The 17,097-nt window shown below is 46.0% G+C and carries 16 protein-coding genes; 9 read left to right on the plus strand and 7 right to left on the minus strand.

What is annotated here, in order from left to right; translation table 11 throughout:
* Window positions 1-222: 222 nt before the first annotated feature.
* The 6 genes from BMX56_RS21390 (at window position 223) to BMX56_RS21415 (ending at window position 6,077) form a co-directional block, all read left to right on the plus strand.
* Complete coding sequence (locus BMX56_RS21390; RefSeq protein ID WP_090651726.1) at window positions 223-828, plus strand: RNA polymerase sigma-70 factor; 606 nt, start codon at window positions 223-225, stop codon at window positions 826-828.
* Between the two features lie 43 nt (window positions 829-871).
* A complete protein-coding gene (locus tag BMX56_RS21395; RefSeq protein ID WP_090651727.1) occupies window positions 872-1,093 on the plus strand; it encodes a hypothetical protein in 222 nt (73 codons plus the stop codon).
* Entirely contained in the window at window positions 1,083-1,316 is a 234-nt protein-coding gene (locus BMX56_RS21400) for a hypothetical protein (RefSeq protein WP_090651728.1), read from the plus strand. The genes BMX56_RS21395 and BMX56_RS21400 overlap by 11 nt, the downstream gene beginning before the upstream one ends.
* 184 nt (window positions 1,317-1,500) lie before the next feature.
* The gene (locus BMX56_RS21405) at window positions 1,501-2,496 is read left to right on the plus strand and encodes a FecR family protein (RefSeq protein ID WP_090651729.1); all 996 of its coding nucleotides are present in this window, start codon (window positions 1,501-1,503) and stop codon (window positions 2,494-2,496) included.
* Between the two features lie 91 nt (window positions 2,497-2,587).
* A complete protein-coding gene (locus BMX56_RS21410; protein WP_255369887.1) occupies window positions 2,588-5,254 on the plus strand; it encodes a TonB-dependent receptor in 2,667 nt (888 codons plus the stop codon).
* A gap of 4 nt (window positions 5,255-5,258) precedes the next feature.
* Window positions 5,259-6,077 (plus strand): DUF4249 domain-containing protein, encoded by an 819-nt coding sequence (locus BMX56_RS21415; protein ID WP_090651730.1) that lies wholly within the window; start codon window positions 5,259-5,261, stop codon window positions 6,075-6,077.
* A gap of 440 nt (window positions 6,078-6,517) precedes the next feature.
* On the opposite strand, the gene BMX56_RS21420 is transcribed toward BMX56_RS21415, so the two are convergent.
* Window positions 6,518-7,531, minus strand: a complete 1,014-nt coding sequence (locus tag BMX56_RS21420) for a LamG-like jellyroll fold domain-containing protein (RefSeq protein ID WP_090651731.1) — start codon at window positions 7,529-7,531, stop codon at window positions 6,518-6,520.
* Between the two features lie 353 nt (window positions 7,532-7,884).
* On the minus strand, window positions 7,885-9,258 hold the full coding sequence (locus BMX56_RS21425; protein WP_218152465.1) for an alpha-L-fucosidase: 1,374 nt from the start codon (window positions 9,256-9,258) through the stop codon (window positions 7,885-7,887).
* Between the two features lie 111 nt (window positions 9,259-9,369).
* Here BMX56_RS21425 and BMX56_RS21430 point away from each other — a divergent pair, with 111 nt between their 5' ends.
* From BMX56_RS21430 to BMX56_RS21440, 3 genes are all read left to right on the plus strand, one after another.
* Window positions 9,370-9,798 carry a hypothetical protein gene (locus tag BMX56_RS21430; RefSeq protein ID WP_090651732.1) on the plus strand — a complete coding sequence of 143 codons (429 nt, stop codon included), beginning with the start codon at window positions 9,370-9,372 and terminating at the stop codon, window positions 9,796-9,798.
* Window positions 9,799-10,137: 339 nt separating this feature from the next.
* The gene (locus BMX56_RS21435; protein WP_143065498.1) at window positions 10,138-10,887 is read left to right on the plus strand and encodes a cytochrome b/b6 domain-containing protein; all 750 of its coding nucleotides are present in this window, start codon (window positions 10,138-10,140) and stop codon (window positions 10,885-10,887) included.
* A 2-nt stretch (window positions 10,888-10,889) separates the two neighbouring features.
* A complete protein-coding gene (locus tag BMX56_RS21440; protein ID WP_090651734.1) occupies window positions 10,890-11,645 on the plus strand; it encodes a molybdopterin-dependent oxidoreductase in 756 nt (251 codons plus the stop codon).
* A gap of 199 nt (window positions 11,646-11,844) precedes the next feature.
* On the opposite strand, the gene BMX56_RS21445 is transcribed toward BMX56_RS21440, so the two are convergent.
* The 5 genes from BMX56_RS21445 to BMX56_RS21465 all read right to left on the minus strand — a co-directional run bounded on the left by BMX56_RS21445 (window position 11,845) and on the right by BMX56_RS21465 (window position 17,079).
* On the minus strand, window positions 11,845-12,276 hold the full coding sequence (locus BMX56_RS21445; protein ID WP_090651735.1) for a hypothetical protein: 432 nt from the start codon (window positions 12,274-12,276) through the stop codon (window positions 11,845-11,847).
* Window positions 12,277-12,435: 159 nt separating this feature from the next.
* Window positions 12,436-13,038 carry a hypothetical protein gene (locus BMX56_RS21450; protein ID WP_143065499.1) on the minus strand — a complete coding sequence of 201 codons (603 nt, stop codon included), beginning with the start codon at window positions 13,036-13,038 and terminating at the stop codon, window positions 12,436-12,438.
* 162 nt (window positions 13,039-13,200) lie between these two features.
* Entirely contained in the window at window positions 13,201-13,791 is a 591-nt protein-coding gene (locus BMX56_RS21455) for a hypothetical protein (protein WP_143065500.1), read from the minus strand.
* A gap of 108 nt (window positions 13,792-13,899) precedes the next feature.
* Window positions 13,900-14,289 (minus strand): RidA family protein, encoded by a 390-nt coding sequence (locus BMX56_RS21460; RefSeq protein ID WP_090651738.1) that lies wholly within the window; start codon window positions 14,287-14,289, stop codon window positions 13,900-13,902.
* A gap of 144 nt (window positions 14,290-14,433) precedes the next feature.
* Window positions 14,434-17,079: a ligase-associated DNA damage response DEXH box helicase gene (locus tag BMX56_RS21465; RefSeq protein WP_090651739.1), complete on the minus strand. Its 2,646-nt coding sequence runs from the start codon at window positions 17,077-17,079 to the stop codon at window positions 14,434-14,436.
* Between the last annotated feature and the right edge of the window lie 18 nt (window positions 17,080-17,097).

Here is a 17,097-nt window from a genome sequence, read left to right on the forward strand (position 1 = left end):
GAAAATTATGTGCCTAAAAAATTGCTCATTGGATACCGGCGGTTACACTTTTAAATAGAGCTGATTTGGTGAAGCCGCTACATCAAACCCAGGGCCCCAACATTTCTTTGCGGTAACACATATAAAATTACCATTATTTGCGTTTAGTGTAACTTTAGCCGTTTAACTTCGTCCTATCAATACATCACCCAATAACAAATTGGGGCATCCTATGAGTAAAACATGCCCATTTTGACCCTCACTAAGCCCTATACCGATCAGCAGCTCCTGGATTTGATCAGGACGGATGACCGCGGTGCATTTACCGAACTGTACAACCGTTACTGGGATAAAACCTATGCCGTTGCCCTGCACCGCCTTGACGACGAACACGAGGCCGAGGAAGTGGTACAGGAAGTATTTTTAAGCATCTGGCAGCGCCGCGCGACGCTACAACTAACCCATACGGTGGCTACCTATCTTTCTGTTGCTGTAAAATATAAAGTAATTAACCACCTGGCCAAACAACACCGCCGGCAATTGCAGCATGATGAACTTACCATCACATCGCCGGTGGTTGCCGACAGCACTGCCGACTGGCTGCATGAAAAAGAATTGCGGCAACTGTTAGAGAAAACCGTCAGCCAGCTCCCCGAAAAATGTCGTATTGTTTTCCTGCTCAGCCGCGACGAAAATAAAACTTATGCCGAAATTGCCGCCGAACTGAACATATCGCAAAAAACAGTAGAAGCACACATGAGCAAAGCCCTGCGCGAATTAAGGGAAACGCTGGCCGTATCGGCACCCGTACTGGCTTTCATATTGCTTAATGCAGACCGGTTTTTGTAGCGAGAAATTAGTACCTTAGATAAACAGCTAATATACCCGGGATATGACGACGCCATCTGTAGACATCAGTAACAAAGAGTTTGAACGAGAACTTGGCATTACCCCGGTTAAACATCCTTTAAATAAAGTTGAGTTACGTGTCTACAACAATCTTAAAGCTTCGTTTGAACAAATCAAATTACACCAGGAAGGTAAGATTCAGCTTCAAAATGCAAAAGAAGCCTTGGTTGAAATAGAAGCATCGCTTAAAGCCAATGACCTTTGATGTTGTTATGATAACTGTAAAACTATCACTCAAACAATTGATGGATGCTGTGAAGCAATTGTCTCCCTCCAAAAAACTTGAACTTAGTAAGTTGATTTGGAATGACGATATGGCTATCCCCCTTGGATATCAAAACTTGGTTGAGGATAGAAAAAGTAAATCTGATACAAATCCCGACCTGTTGTTGGATTGGGAAACAGCATCAAAAGAACTTATTTCTTAGATGTCGCGTGCAAGATAGTAGGGGCGTTTACTTATTTTCTCTTAGCGCCTTAGCGATCTTAGCGCGAAATCAAAACCCTCATATTTCTCTTAACTTAATCCACACGCAAAATAAATTTCATTTCTCACTAAGGGTATCCGGCCCTGCCGTTGACTATATGTACAAAAGGTAGATATATTTTACGATGGAAAACAACGCCTACGATATTAAAGAGCTTGCCCATAAGCTTGAAAACGGAACCATTACTCCCGAGGAAATGGCCTGGTTTGAGCAATGGTACCAGGGGTTTAATGATGAAGAAGTACTGCTCACGGGCAGCAGGCACTCCGGAACCAGTGAACTTAAGGATAGCATTTTTAATCGTATTGCATCGCAAATGGAAGCGCCGGTGCAACCAAAGCGTAAGATTATTAACCTATGGCGTAACATGGTTGCTGCAGCGGCTATAGTGGTATTGGTTGCCTTTGCGGCCTTTTACAAAAACGCTATCCTGGATATTGTCGACCCGGTAAAACAGGTGGATTTATTGAGCAAAGCGGGCCAGCACCGGCAAATCAGTTTGCCCGATGGAACCCTGGTGTGGCTAAGCCCGTCGACCCGCATCAGCTACCCGGATAATTTCAGGGGTGCGCAGCGTTTAGTAAAACTGGATGGCGAAGCATTTTTTGATGTAAAGCACGATGCCAATCATCCGTTTATCATTCAATCCGGTGCCATCAAAACCGTGGTGCTGGGTACCAGCTTTAACGTAAGAGCTTATAAGGATGCAAAAACGGCCGAAGTTACGGTGGTAAGCGGGAAGGTGGGCGTGCTCACATCGGCAAGCGGCAAAAATCAGCGGCAAATCATGACAGCCAGGCAAAGGGCGGTATTCAACAAAACTGATGGCTTGCTGGTGAAAGAAAACTATCCCGACGCCGAAAAATTTCTTACTCAGCGTAATGGCAATTACGATTTTGAAGGCGCATCAATGCAAACCGTTGCCGATGAACTGGCCCGGCAGTATGGCGTGCAAATAAACGTCGACCCGCGCATAGCCAATAGTTTATACTACGGGCACTTAAACACCACACGCCTTATCGGCACCGAGCTTGATGTGCTTTGTACCGTAATGGACAACACCCGCTGGCAAAAAGTGGGCAACCAGTATTACATCCGGGAAATTATTGCTAAACATTAACCTTTAGCCCGGCTAATTGCCGGGCATGAAAATCAACTCAAATTAGGGAAGCTTTTTACCGGCTTACCCACATTTAAAAAACCTACACAAAATGAATAAAACCAAACCCACATGGTTATCCATGTTGATTTGCGCTGTACTGCAAATACCTATCCTGTTCCGAACGTTACTTTGCGCCATCGTTTTATTGATAGCAAGTCAACAGGTTTACGCGCAAAGCCCCCTGGACAAAACCGTAACCATCAGCATAAATAATGAACCTGTTAAACAGGCCTTAGATAAAATAACCGCCGCCTGCGGCGTTAGGTTTACCTATAACCAAACCGTCGCGCAAAGCCCCGCAAAAATCAGCATCGATGCCAAAAATCAGCCTTTAGGCGATGTATTAAAACAGGCTTTTGCATCGGTCCCCTTCAGCTTTTCGGTGTTAGACCAGGACGTCATGATTAAATATGATGCGGCTAAAATAAAAAAGTTGCCGGCCGCCGTGGCAGGCGGCAAATTCACCCTAAGCGGTACCGTTAAATCAAAACAAAGCGGCGAAACCATTATTGGCGCCACCATCAGGGTGCCCGACGCCGGCCAGGGCACTTCAAGTAACGAATACGGCTTTTACTCCATTACCCTGCCGGCCGGCAGCCATCAGCTGGCCATCAGCGCTGTTGGTCAAAAAAGCACTTTTGTGCAGGTAGACCTTACAGCCAACCAGCAGCTTAACATCAGCATGGATAATAACGAACAGGCCCTGCAGGAGGTTACCATCAGTGCCAAAGCACCCGGCACCCGCGATTTGGCCAGCCCGCAAATGGGGGTTGAACATTTAAGCGTACAGGAAACCAAAAATATCCCTGTGTTGCTGGGCGAACGCGACATCATCAAAACCATACAGCTGTTGCCGGGCATCAAATCGGCCGGCGAAGGCAGTGGCGGCTTTTATGTGCGTGGCGGCGCATCTGATCAAAACCTGATACTGCTGGATGAAGCACCTGTTTACAACGCATCGCATTTGCTGGGTTTCTTCTCCACCTTTAACTCCGACGCCATCAAAAACATCAGCATTTATAAAGGCGACATGCCTGCCCAATACGGCGGCAGGCTATCATCCGTGCTGGATATTAAAATGAACGAGGGCAACAATCAAAAGTTTGGCGTAAGCGGCGGTGTTGGGCTGATAGCCGCCCGCATTAATGTGGAAGGCCCTATCCAAAAAAACAAATCATCGTTTTTGATCTCGGCCCGCCGTACTTATGCGGATGCTTTCCTGGCTTTCTCTAAAGATTCCATCGCCAAAAAAAGTCAGCTGTATTTTTATGATATCAACGCCAAAGCCAATTATATTTTGGGCGATAGGGACAGGATCTTTTTATCCGGATACTTTGGTAAAGATGTATTGAAAGCAAGCGATATAGCAGGCATTAACTGGGGAAACACCACCGGCACACTCCGCTGGAACCACATTTTCAACAGCCAGCTATTTTCAAACACCTCGCTTATCTACAGCGATTACGATTACAAAATCAATATCAAGGAGGATGTAAACGAATTCCTGATCTATTCGCAAATAAGAGATCTTAACCTGAAGGAAGACCTGCAATACTATGCCGGCGATAAAAACACCATCAGCTTTGGCTTTAACGCCATTTATCATACCATTAAGCCTGGTGAAATATCGTCGACAGGCAACTCGGGTATTATATCGCAGAACCTGCAAAACAGGTACGCGCTCGAAAATTCGTTATATGCTACCAATACCTGGAAAGCATCTGATCGTTTTAGTCTTACTTATGGCGTACGCCTGTCGGCCTTTACCATCCTGGGGCAGGGCGATTATTATACCCTTGATGTCGATGGCAATATCACGGGCACAAAACACTATTCAACGGGGCAGGCGGTTAAAACCTATGTTAACCCCGAGCCACGCATCGCGGCAGCCTATTCGCTCAATGATTATAGTTCGGTAAAGGCATCGTATGCACGTAACGCGCAAAATTTGCACCTTATATCCAATTCCAACTCGGGTTCGCCAACAGATAAATGGGTGGCCAGCACCAACATTATTAAACCCGAACTGGCCGACCAGTTTTCGGTAGGCTATTACCGCGATTTCGGCGACCATAAATATGAGTTCACCTTTGAAACTTATTATAAAAAAATGCAAAACCAGGTTGATTACCGTAACGGCGCCAATATTTTTACCAATCAGCCTATTGAAACCCAGCTGCTTTACGGCAAGGGACGCGCTTATGGCGCCGAGGTACTGCTTAAAAAGAAAACCGGCCGCTTAACCGGCTGGATAAGCTATACCCTGGCAAAAACCGAACGCCAGATTGATGGCATTAACAACAACCAATGGTACAACGCCCGGCAAGACCGTACGCACGACCTGGCCATTGTAGCCATGTACAAAGCTACCGAAAAGTGGACCCTATCGGCCAATTTTATATACTACACCGGCGATGCGGTAACTTTCCCCAACGGCAAGTACCAGGTAGATGGGGCCAATTACTATTACTACACCAGCCGTAATGCCGACAGGATGCCGGCCTACAACCGGCTTGATCTTGGCGCCACCCGCCAGCTAAAAAAGACCAGCAAATTTGAGTCGGATTTAACTTTTAGCCTGTACAATGCCCTGGGCAACCACAATGCCTACCGCATTTATTTCCGCAATAATAAAGACGATGCCAGCCGCACTGAAGCCGTGAGGACTACCCTATTCACCTTTGTGCCTTCCATCACCTATAACTTTAAATTTTAACCGTATGCACACCACTATAAAATATATCATACCCACCCTGTTTGCCATAGCGCTATGCTCGTGCGAAAAGGCCATTAACCTGACACTGAAAGATACCACACCCCAATATGTTGTTGAAGGCGTGCTCACCAACGAAACCGGCGGATGCAAAGTAACCCTGAGCCAAACCAAAAACTTTACCGATAATAACGATATAGCAGGTATTGATGGCGCACAGGTAACCATTACCGACGATAATACCGTTTACCCGCTTACCGCAGCGGGCGGCGGTATTTATAAAAACAGCACCCTGACAGGGGCCTATGGCCATATTTATAAGCTGAATGTGCTTGTTGCGGGCAAAACATTCACCTCCACCTGCGCCATGCCCGCATTGGTACCACTGGATAGCATTTACCTGGTAAAAAGCGACTTTGGCAACAACAAGGATGGCAGCATCCGTAAATTTGTAACCGTAAAATACCACGACCCGGTGGCTACCAAAAACTATTATCGCTTTGTGCAATATGTAAACAACCGCAAAGAAGAATCGGTACTCCTGGATAACGATGAATTTACCAACGGCCAGGAAGTAAACACCCGCCTTAACTTCGACAACAATAATGACGACCCGGCCCGCGACATCCGCCCCGGCAACCAGGTAACCATCGAGATGCAAAGCATCGACCCGGCCGTGTACAAATACTTTTTTAGCCTTAGTACCGGCGCTACCGGCGATGGCAATAATGCCGCCCCGGCCAACCCGCTTAGCAATATTACCGGCGGCGCGTTGGGCTATTTCAGCGTGCACCCAATTTCCAGGAAAACCCTAACCGCTCCGTAATGGGGCGCGGGCTGGTGTTGGTTGGTTCAAAAAATTGATGTTTAGGCTGGACCAAAACACACCTGCTAGCCACCCGCAACAAACTTTTTGACTTTTGAATTAACAGAGCGTTCCCCGCTGGTAGAAGCGGCGGTCAGGCTTTCCGTTACAAGTCCTCGCTTTGCATTTGCCGCCCTGTCCTGCACACGCTGTGGGCTTTTCACTGCAATCCTTAACGCGAACTGCCGGTATACAAAGACTCCCGGGCGAAATTAAACATCCGGGAGTTTTTGCATATTCATTACTTGGCAAAATTCTTGCTACAGCCGCGTGAAATACAGTAGTTACAAACTACAAGCATAGCCGTTCGATGGCAGAGAAATTGAACAGCGCGGAAAAGGCTTACGGTCACAGGGGGCATTTTTACGAAGTCACTTTCTTTATTTGGCTAAACGAATAATTTAATATGTCAGGTTGTATAGCTTTTTTATTTCATTCAATGTAAGAGCCCTTTTATAGATTCGAATTTCGTCTAAAGCTCCCTGTACATAATAGCCGTTAGTTGGTACTTCTGGATTGTCCTTGCCGATATACAAGTCAGTTGTTATGTTGGCATTAGGAGAAGGCAGGCCGTAAGTGACATTGTCTAACGCACCATCCACATATATGCTTATTTGTTGTTTTGTTAAATTATACACGGTAGTAACCATGTGCCATTGGTTTAAACCAATAATGGCTGTACCCCTGGCAAATGCGCTTCCGCCGCCCGGGCCATATGTAACGATGCCTTGAGTGGCTATTGAATAGCCCGTTATGCCCCAGGCCCATCCATTGTCAACTCCGGAAATACGTTTAGATAATAAATTGACACCATAAGAAGCATTATAAACATCTAATTTGACCCAGCTATTTAAGGTAATATCGGTATTGTTCAATCTAAGCGACTGATTATCTTTTACCTTGATGTAACTTGTTGTGCCATTAAAATAATAAGCGCTATTTGCTGTTCCAAACCGGTTTGGGACCGAACTAATATTGTAAACCATCCCATGGTTGGCATTGCCGGATGAGTCAACACCACTGTTATTAAAAGCAAAGTATGCAAGCAAGCCCACTTTTAAGCTATCTATAATGGTTTTTGGAACTACATTCACAAGGCATGTTACAGATATGGTTTGTTTATCATTGGTAGCTTTAACAATGGCAATACCCGCTTTTATGGCAACAATTTTGCCCTTGTTAGTCACCGTTAAAACAGTAGTATCCGACGACGATAAACGAAGCAGCGATTGATCATAATCTGTAGGTGTAACCGCTAAATTAAGTTGATAAGTTTGTCCTGCAACAAGAGTCAGGGTATCCCGGCCGAGGCTTATAGTTTTTAATTCAACCGGCACGGGATCGTGTTTTTTCGAACACGCATTAAACAGTGCAATAGCAACTAACGCAATTAAAAGTGGGAAGTATTTTTTCACGATAAGGTTTGGTAAATAATAAATTAAACAACTTTATTTCTATCCAAATATCAGAATAATTTGTCGCAAAACACATAGTTTAAAGACAAAAAGGTTGCCCGCGCTGCAGCAAGCTTCCTGGCTTGTGCGCCCACATGCCAGGTACATGCCATGCCTTTAGGACAATCGACAATATAGGTTGTTAAGCTTAGCGCTTTTGTATTATTCTTTTGCCCTGTTTAAAACGCCACCCCCCCCGGATGAAACTTACATCCGGGAGTTGCATATTTATTACTTAGCAAGGCGTTTAACCTCTCAACGGGCGCACAAGCCTGGAGACGGCAGCGAAAAATGCTTGCGGGAGCTGGTGGCTGTTATCTGTCTTTTGTTTTTAATACCAGGGTGGTTACCAGTGAATCTAATTGCATTGTAGCCAGGTCAAGGGTGATGCCTGTCGCGTCCTGTTGAAATTTAACTTTTTCACCATGCAGAACCGTACACGCTGTAATAATCTGCCTGGTTGGTGGTAATTTAATAACAGCAGTTCCCTCCGGAATTTTCAGCAGGTGGATATATATATTATTACCTCTGTACGTAGCTCCATAAAAATCATCAACGGGTTGAAATGGCCCCGGACGCGTTTGATATATACCTTCGCCATTTTTGGCTAACCACTGCCCCACTTCTTTCAGACGCTCCACATGAGTAGGAGGAATGACACCATCCGGGTCTGGTCCAACATTTAATAACATATTTCCCCCGCGGTCAACCGTATTAACAAGCATATCTATAATCTGTTTCAAGGGCATCAGTTGCTGAGCTCTATTATACCCCCAGCTTGTTGAATTGAGGTTGAGGCATTTTTCCCATGGAAAAGGAATAATCGGCCCTTTAACATCCGCGCCGCCTTCGTCGGTCTGGAAATCTCCAACCATTCCCGATCTTGGGTTAATAACCACATCCGGGTTATAGCTACGTACCATTGCATTAAGTTTTAAGGGTTCCCAAAACCAGGCTGCATCCGCATCGCTACCCTTATGTGCCAACCAGCCGCCATCGTACCACAAAATATCTATTTTGCCATAATTTTTCATTAACTCTTCTACCTGCCCATAGGTTTGTTTCTTAAGCAGCGCGGCATTGTCAGGAAGTCCCTTAGGGTCGAAATAACCAGGAAAGCGCCAATCCAGCGGCGAGTAATAGATCCCTACATGGAGGCCCGCCTTACGGCATGCATCGGTGTACTCTTTTACAAAATCGCGGTGAGCGGCAGTTTCCCAACTATCAAAATGCCGGTAACTCGACGGGCTGTTCCAAAGCGCAAAACCATCATGGTGCCTGGAAACCATTACCATATATTTCATTCCGGCTTCTTTGGCTACCCTTGCCCATTCCGCAGCGCTGAAGTGTTTCGGATCAAACTGACCGGCAAGTCTGGCATATTCCTCAGCCGGTATTTTTTGATTAAACATGGTCCATTCGCCTGTGGCCGGAATTGCATATAAGCCCCAATGTATGAACATTCCAAATTTCTGATCTTCCCACCATTGCATCTTTTCGGGCGGAAGATTGGAACCCGGACCGGATACGCCTTGCCCTGCACCCTTTAATGCAGTGTAGATCGTTCCTTTCTCCATTGATTTTTTTTCTGCGTCGCCCATCTGCTGGCTCTTTACGGCAAAAGAATGGCTCAATAGTATTAACAACAGGCCGGTCACCTTAATCGTTATTTTTCGTTTGTATATCATTTTGGTTTCAAAATTTGAACTATTTAAATAATTGGCCAACGCTGCCATCTTTTTCGCCTATTTATAGTTGAACTGGTTAACTTAGCGTTAAAAATTGTCATATAAACTCCGATGAAAAATTTAGGCGCATGGCGTGGTTGTGAAAACACTGAGCTGGCTGGTATCCATAAAAACCTTGCACAATTAATACAGGCTTCGTTTCAATACCGGTCGCGGCTGTTTTTAAAGTGTGGTCTATTTATCGGTTGGCTTATAAAGGCTTTTGCAAATAACTCATATGTTGGTCAGTCGGGCTATTTGATTAAAACAAAACTATATAAAGTCTACCATGCTGAATTACTCCAAACAGACTTTATTTTATACAAAACCGACTTTCACGCTACTGCACATTTTTCCCTGAGAGAATATAGCATGTCTGTTTTATTTCTTTTTCAGCCTTGTCACAAAACCAGCCCCACGCTACCGCAAGTGTCCTCACTTGTGGCCCGCGTGCTAAGTACACGCCATGCTTTTAGGACAATCAAGAATGTTTGTTGTTAACCTTAATGCTTTCGTATTACTCTTATGCCCCGTTTAAAAATACAAAAACTCCCGGACGAAATTAAACATTCCGGAGTTGCATATGTATTATTTAGCATAGCGTTATCAGCGGGCACACAAGCCTGGAGGCAGCGAAGGCGATCAGTTTAGTGTTAACCATGATAAAATATAAAACATTTATTATCAAATATTTATAATAAATATATTCGAAATGTGTTAAGTTATGTTAACCCAATTATATGCATTTACCCTGCGGCAAAGCCCTGGCTTCTTGATATTTTAAACCAATACCATTATATTTATTCTGTTTATATAAACGTAGTTATCACCGCCGCAGGAATGAACTTATCGCAAAGCACTAAAATCGAAGTTGTACCACACAAACCCTGGGTTAAAGGCGCGCACTTTATCATCACCCTAAGTTTCCTGGCGCTTACAGTTAGCGGTTTTGTTATCCTGATGTCGCATCCCAGGCTTTACTGGGGCAAGGCAGGTAACGACCTTACCCCGGCACTGTTTGAGCTCCCGATAAGCCGCAACTACCACCATGGTGGCTGGGATAAAAGCATACCGTTTAAGCACGTAACCGGGCAGCAGGTTACCGCCGCCCGCACTTATGATATTTTTAATGAGAACGGCTGGGGGCGCAGTACCCACTTTTTGGCCGCCTGGTTCATGGTATTAACCGGCCTTATTTATTTTATAGCTGGGTTTTACAGCGGTCATTTTTGGCGCAACCTGCTGCCGCGCCGCCGCGAATTTAGTTTAAAACTACTTTGGCGCGATGTTGCCGCACATTTGCGCAGGCACATGCACTACACGGGCAAATATGGGCTATTGCAAAAGATTACCTATCTATCAGTTATCTTTTTACTGTTCCCGGTGGTTATTTTAACCGGCTTTGCCATGTCGCCGGCTATTACAGCATCTTATCCCTTTTTGCTGAAAATATTCTTCGGCCACCAATCGGCGCGCACTATCCACTTTTTTGCGGCAGTTTTACTGTTGCTGTTTTTGCTGGTACACGTGGTTATGGTGATCAGATCGGGGTTTAAACGAAATATTTGGGCAATAACTTTTGGCAGGTAGCTATGAAAAGAAAACTACTGATGAACCGCCGCCAGGCTATTTTAACAGGACTTACCTCTGCTGGTGCGCTTTTGCTTTCGGGCTGCCTTAAAAAAGCACCGCCCACCTACGGCAATATTTTGCGGATGGGCGACGATTTAACCTACATTGCCCAGCGCGGCCTGCTTTCGCAGCGGGCCCTGGCTGTGGAGTATCAAAAAAGCGAGATAACCAGCTTCCCGGTAACCGATATTGGCGACCCCGCCGATCCGGCGAGCAAAAAAGCCTACAGCAAAGCCTATCAGCAGCTGCAACTCAATAATTTTAAAGATTTTGAACTTGTTGTAGAAGGCTGCGTGGCCACACCGCGTAAGTATTCAATAGATGAGCTCAAAAAACTGGGCGAGCGAACCCAAATAACCCGGCACACCTGCGAGGAAGGCTGGAGCGCCATTGCCGAATGGACAGGCGTACCGCTAAGCGCCCTACTAAAAGATGCCGGTATTTTAAAAACCGCCCGTTATGTAGCCCTGTACGGCTTCGATAATTATGCCGAAAGCATTGATATGCTTGATGCATTTCACCCGCAAACCATCCTGGCCCATACCATGAACGGCGAAGACCTACCTGCGCGTAACGGCGCGCCCTTACGCCTGAGGGTAGAAACGCAGCTGGGCTACAAAAACGTTAAATTTTTGCAGCGCATTGTGTTGACTGATAAATTCACTGATCCGGGGCCCGACATTACTTCAGGATGGTCGTGGTATACCGGCATCTGATTTTTGGGGCTTTGGTTTAGATCTGGCTATTGATAGACGCCTATGACCGGCTCTGCCACTACCATGGCAAGACAATGCGCAAGTTTTTCCGCTGACTCAGCCTGAGGGGTCGGTGTGATAACACCGAACACAGGCTGAATAGGTGAATTTTGATTGACTAAAATAGAAGCAAAACCCCAACTGTAGCTAAGGATGATCGTCATATACCTTTTATTATCGATTTAAATTCGGCCAAATTATTTGGCGGCATGACGTTATAGCAAAACATAATTAACGATGATTTAAAATCGTTTTTTAGCATCTGTTCATATTTCGACTCAAACTGTTCATGAACCCCGAGGCCTAAAAACAACGATCCGTCTTCGTTAAAAAACATCATCGCGAAGGGCGCTTCACTATTTTCCTCATTTTCAAAATAAAAACAGAATCTGCTCTTTTCCTTTTGCAAAATATATGATAACATTAATTTGTAATCGTCCGTTTCAAATTCGGTTTCACCTCTGAAACGTGGGTATTCGTAGTAACCGTTAGTCTCCTTAAAGCCTTTTAAGTAGTTTTGGGTGAATGCCTCTATACTTTCGTTTCTTTTGGGAAATTCAATAGCTACATATATATCTTCGATATCTTCCATCTTATTTGTTTTTGATCTTCAGCTAATGTAAGTACCGTCAGTTCAGACTGTGATCGCGTCATCACTGTTCGTTTAGCTCACAGAAACGCCGCATTATAGTTCTGGCACTGAAATATACGTAAAATACAACTTGGCTGGTGCAATGATAACACCGACCGCTCAATCTACCCTCACCGTTTTTTCACCCAGCTTGCTAATTGTCAAAGTAAAACCCCTACCAACATCAGTTAAGGGTATCGATATGCTATACTGTATATTAAGGTTGTCCTGGTCAAATTCGACGTTCGGGAATAACAATACACCATACTTTTTTAAGCTATCGTCCAGTAAGTGTAAAAAATCATCCTTTTTGATAAATCCTTTAAATATCAGCTTGCTGTTCCGCTTTACCAGTAACGCGGTTATAAAGTTATGCGTTTTAAACTTTTTGAGGCCGTACATGCGTAAGTACCGGGGCGGCAGGTTTATTTTACCATCATAAGTACAATAGTGCCTTAATTTAACTTTCAGGGTATCACCCTGTTTCAATACAAACAGTGTATCCACCTTAGTAATTTCATGATGGTGTTTGAGCTCATCGTGCAAGATGCTTTTTAGCGTGGGTGTGGGGTCATCTTCAAGCCGCGGATTTAGCTTTGGCTTACGGGAGGTATCGGTTTTTGTGATGCCCAAAATACGCCCAATGCTTTTTGCAGCCAAAACATGAAAGCCCGGCAAAAGCAAGAATAGCACAATGATGGATAGAATAGTTTTATTTTTCAATGTATAGGGGTTGTTAATATTATTTCAGTTGTTCACGGTTCCGGCGGGGTTCTTTTTTAAACAAAATTCAGCAATAGGGATAGCAGCGGGTACCGGCCTGCGCCTAAAGCTTGTGCGCGTATGAGCGGATAGCCCGGGCCGAAGGCATTGCCCTGTTTAACTTTATTGATCGAGTTTATTGTCATTAAATAGCTCTTTCAAACTTTCATTCATCGGAACAATCTCAAACGGATCATGGGTAATGGTATAAATCACTTTATCGGTGCTGATGCCGATGAAATCGCCGTCTTCCAGGTCTTTAATGTGGTAATAGGTGCTTCCGTTTAAAACTACTTCGTATACTTCGCTGGGGTTAATTTCTTTAATATTATCGGCGTTTAACAGGGTGGCCAGTTTATCAAAATCGGCATTGGGGTAGTAAACTTTGGTATAGGCGCTCGCATCAACGCTATTCAGGTCGATAACCGACTGATCGTAGCCTTTTAACGAATAGCCGCAAATCACATCGGCAGCAACCAGGATGCTATAATCAAAAATCCTTTTATCGATGTTGGATACTTTAATATTGCTGATCATATAATCTTGCACGCGCCGGTTTTCAAAATCGCGGTAGATATCCGGGTCGAAGCTGAATGATATATAATCAGGATCGTATGTGCTATTGCCGGTAGAAGCTACTGTAAACAGCGGGTATTCAAGTTGCTGTTTCAGGTGCGCAAACCCGGCCGGCAACTGGTTTAGGGCATTGTACATGATGCACATTTCCCATTCGGTTATCGGCCAGGTTCTCCGTTTTTTATTCTTTTTAAACAATCCAAATATTTGCGCTGCAAATTATAACGTGATGTGCTGCAATCTCCCTTACACCAGCGCCACACACTCCACCGAAACCAGGATGCCGCCCGGAAAAGGCATTACCTGCGGGGCGCTGCGTGCCGGCGGGTTTTCGGGGAAGAACTCGGCATAAATTTTATTGATGGCTGCAAAGGTTGGGTCCTGGCCGCTAACCATCCAGATGGTGGTTTTTACGATGTTATCCATGTTGCTGCCGGCTTCCTGCAATATGGTTTGGATGTTTGTGAAAGCCTGCCGGGCCTGCCCTTCAAAAGTATCGTCGATCAGTTTGCCGGTTTCGGGATTAAGCCCCGCCATGCCCGAAACGTATATTAATCCTCCTGCTATTACGGCCTGTGGAATAAACGTATTTAAACGCGGTATTTTATCGGTATTGAAGCTAATTTTTGAGGCCATGGCGATAGGTTTTTGAGGTGATTGACTGCTTATAAATATAAAAAATATGCGATGATATACCGCGCTGCTAAACAGCTTTTATTTACATGGCATGTTTAATTAACTACAGGTGGATATTTGTAAAGTGCAGGTTTTACAGGCACTTTAAAATCCCTTCTTCCGGGTGATGCCGGGCTTGCGGTTTTTGCGGGTTTCATCAACTTCGCCAACGCCTTCTGCGCCGTAGCGGCGGGCCATTTTGGCAATACGTTCTTCCATAGTTTCGGTAGTCAGTTTTTCACGGCCAAGGCTGTCAACCATTATCGGGAAGGCAAGTGGCGTAGGCCGCTCAATGGTTTTCAGGATGATGGTTTGGGTGGCTATCCGTTGTAAAGCTGCACGCAGCCTAAACTCCTCCAGCTGGAAAGCCAAAGCCTCGTTATATGCCTGGCGCACCAGCAGGTTATCCGGCTCGTACTCGGTAAACACCTCGAACAATAGGGACGTAGATGCCTGCAAATGCTTATTCTTAACCTGCTGACCGGGGTAGCCTGTAAATACCAGCCCCCCAATATGCGCTATATCCCTGAACCGTCTGCGGGCCATTTCATTGGCATTAAGGCTGTGCTGGATATCATCAATGAGGTTATCTATCGAAAAAAAACTGGCGTCTTCCAGCACGTCCTCAATGGGTACGTCCTCGTCGGTAAGTAGTTCGAAGCCATAATCGTTCATGGCAATGCTGAAGCTGGCATTCCTGATCTTACTGATCCTGAAGGCCAGCAATGATGCCATCCCCTCGTGTACCAGCCGCCCTTCAAAAGGATAAAACAACAAGTGGTGCCCTTCGCGGGATTTAAACGACTCGATCAAAAACTCGTGGCTCTGGGGCAGGTGCGATAACTCCTGCTGCAATTTGAACAAGGGTTTGAGGGCAAGCACCTCCACATCTTTTTCGATGCCATGCGCCACCTCGTCCAGCTTATCCCTGAACACCGCAGCCAATTGTGACGACAGGGGCATGCGCCCGCCGTTCCAGCTGGGTATTAAACCCTTGGTGGAGTTGGATTTTTTGACAAAGGCCGTCATTTCCTTTACCCGGATAAACTCCAGGCTCCGGCCTGCAAACCAGAAGGTATTGCCCGGCTTAAGCTTGGATACAAAGGATTCTTCGATAGTGCCCAGGCTGCCGCCGCTCAGCCATTTTACCCGGATGCTCAGCTCGCTGGTGATGGTGCCTATGCTTAGCCGGTGCCGCATGGCTACCCGGCGGCTGTTTACTTTGTACAGGCCGTTCTCTATTTCTACCTTTAAAAACTCGTCGTATTGGGCCAGTGTTTTGCCGCCGGTGGTTATAAACTCCAATAACTGGCCAAATTCGTTGCGGGTAAGGTCGGCAAAGGCGTAAGTGCCCTTTACCTCGTTAAACAGGTCATCGGCCCTAAAACCGTCGGATACGGCCAAGGTAACCATGTATTGTATCAGCACGTCCATGGTAAGCAGCATGGGGTCGCGGCTTTCGAATATGCCGCGTTTGATGGCGGCTTTAAGCGCGGCCCCTTCCAACAATTCCAACGAGTGCGTGGGCACAAAATACGCCCGTGATACCGCACCCGGATGGTGGCCGCTTCGCCCGGCGCGCTGCATAAAACGGGCCACGCCCTTGGGGCTGCCCACCTGTATCACGCAATCAACCGGCCTAAAATCGACGCCAAGATCGAGGCTGGATGTGCACACCACCAGTTTCAGGGCCTCGGCATGCAGGGCCTGCTCTACCCAGTTGCGCAGCTCGTTATCTAACGAGCCATGGTGCATGGCCATAATGCCGGCATATTCCGGGTAATTATCTAAAATAGCATGGTACCAGATCTCGGATTGCGACCGTGTATTGGTAAATATCAGCGTGGTTTTGCTTTTGGCCACAATCTCCATCACTTGCGGCAGCAGCTTTAAACCAATATGGCCTGCCCATGAGTAATTCTCCACATTATCGGGGATGATGGACTGGATATCCAGTTTCTTCTCCAGGTTGGCCCGCACCATCCTGATCTGATCTGCCGGGAAATTATTGCCCAGCAAAACCTCGGCCGCCTGCTCCAGGTTACCTATGGTTGCGCTGATGCCCCAGATGCGGAGCGAGGTTCGGGAAGTGGGGCTAGGGGAGCCGGGTTCGAGGCTCGGGTTATCAGGTTCGGGTTGCCTTTCGCCTCGCGTTATATTTACGCTATCAATTCCCGAACCTCGCAACCCGAACCCCGAACCCAAAACTTTCAACTTAGACAACCCCAGCTCCACCTGCACACCGCGTTTGGTGCCCAGTAGTTCGTGCCACTCGTCAATCACTACAACCTGCAGGTTACTGAATAATTTGGGGTACTCTTTTTGGGCCAGCATCAGGTGCAGGCTTTCGGGGGTGGTAAGCAGCACCTCGGGCAATTTCCGTTTCAGTGCGGCTTTTTCTGCTGCAGATGTATCGCCCGTGCGGGTAGCTATGTGCCAGGGCAGGCCCATTTCGTCGCAGGCTTCCTGCATGGCTTTGCGGATATCGTTGGTGAGCGCACGCAATGGGGTTATCCATAGCATCAGCAAGCCATTGTTTTTTTGCGTGGTGTAACTATCCGGGTGCTTGTTAATAAAATCGACCAGGAAAGGCAAAAACAAAGCAAATGTTTTACCGCTCCCCGTAGGTGCGTTAAGCAAGCCGGAGTAGCCGCCCAGGTAGGCCGCTTCCATTTCCTGCTGAAAGGGGAATTGCTGCCATTTTTTTTGCTTGTACCAATGCTGTATAACCTGCCGGCCTTTTGTACTCATTTTTTGCCTAACAATTTA

The organism is Mucilaginibacter sp. OK283, from assembly GCF_900110415.1.
Classification (GTDB): Bacteria; Bacteroidota; Bacteroidia; order Sphingobacteriales; family Sphingobacteriaceae; genus Mucilaginibacter.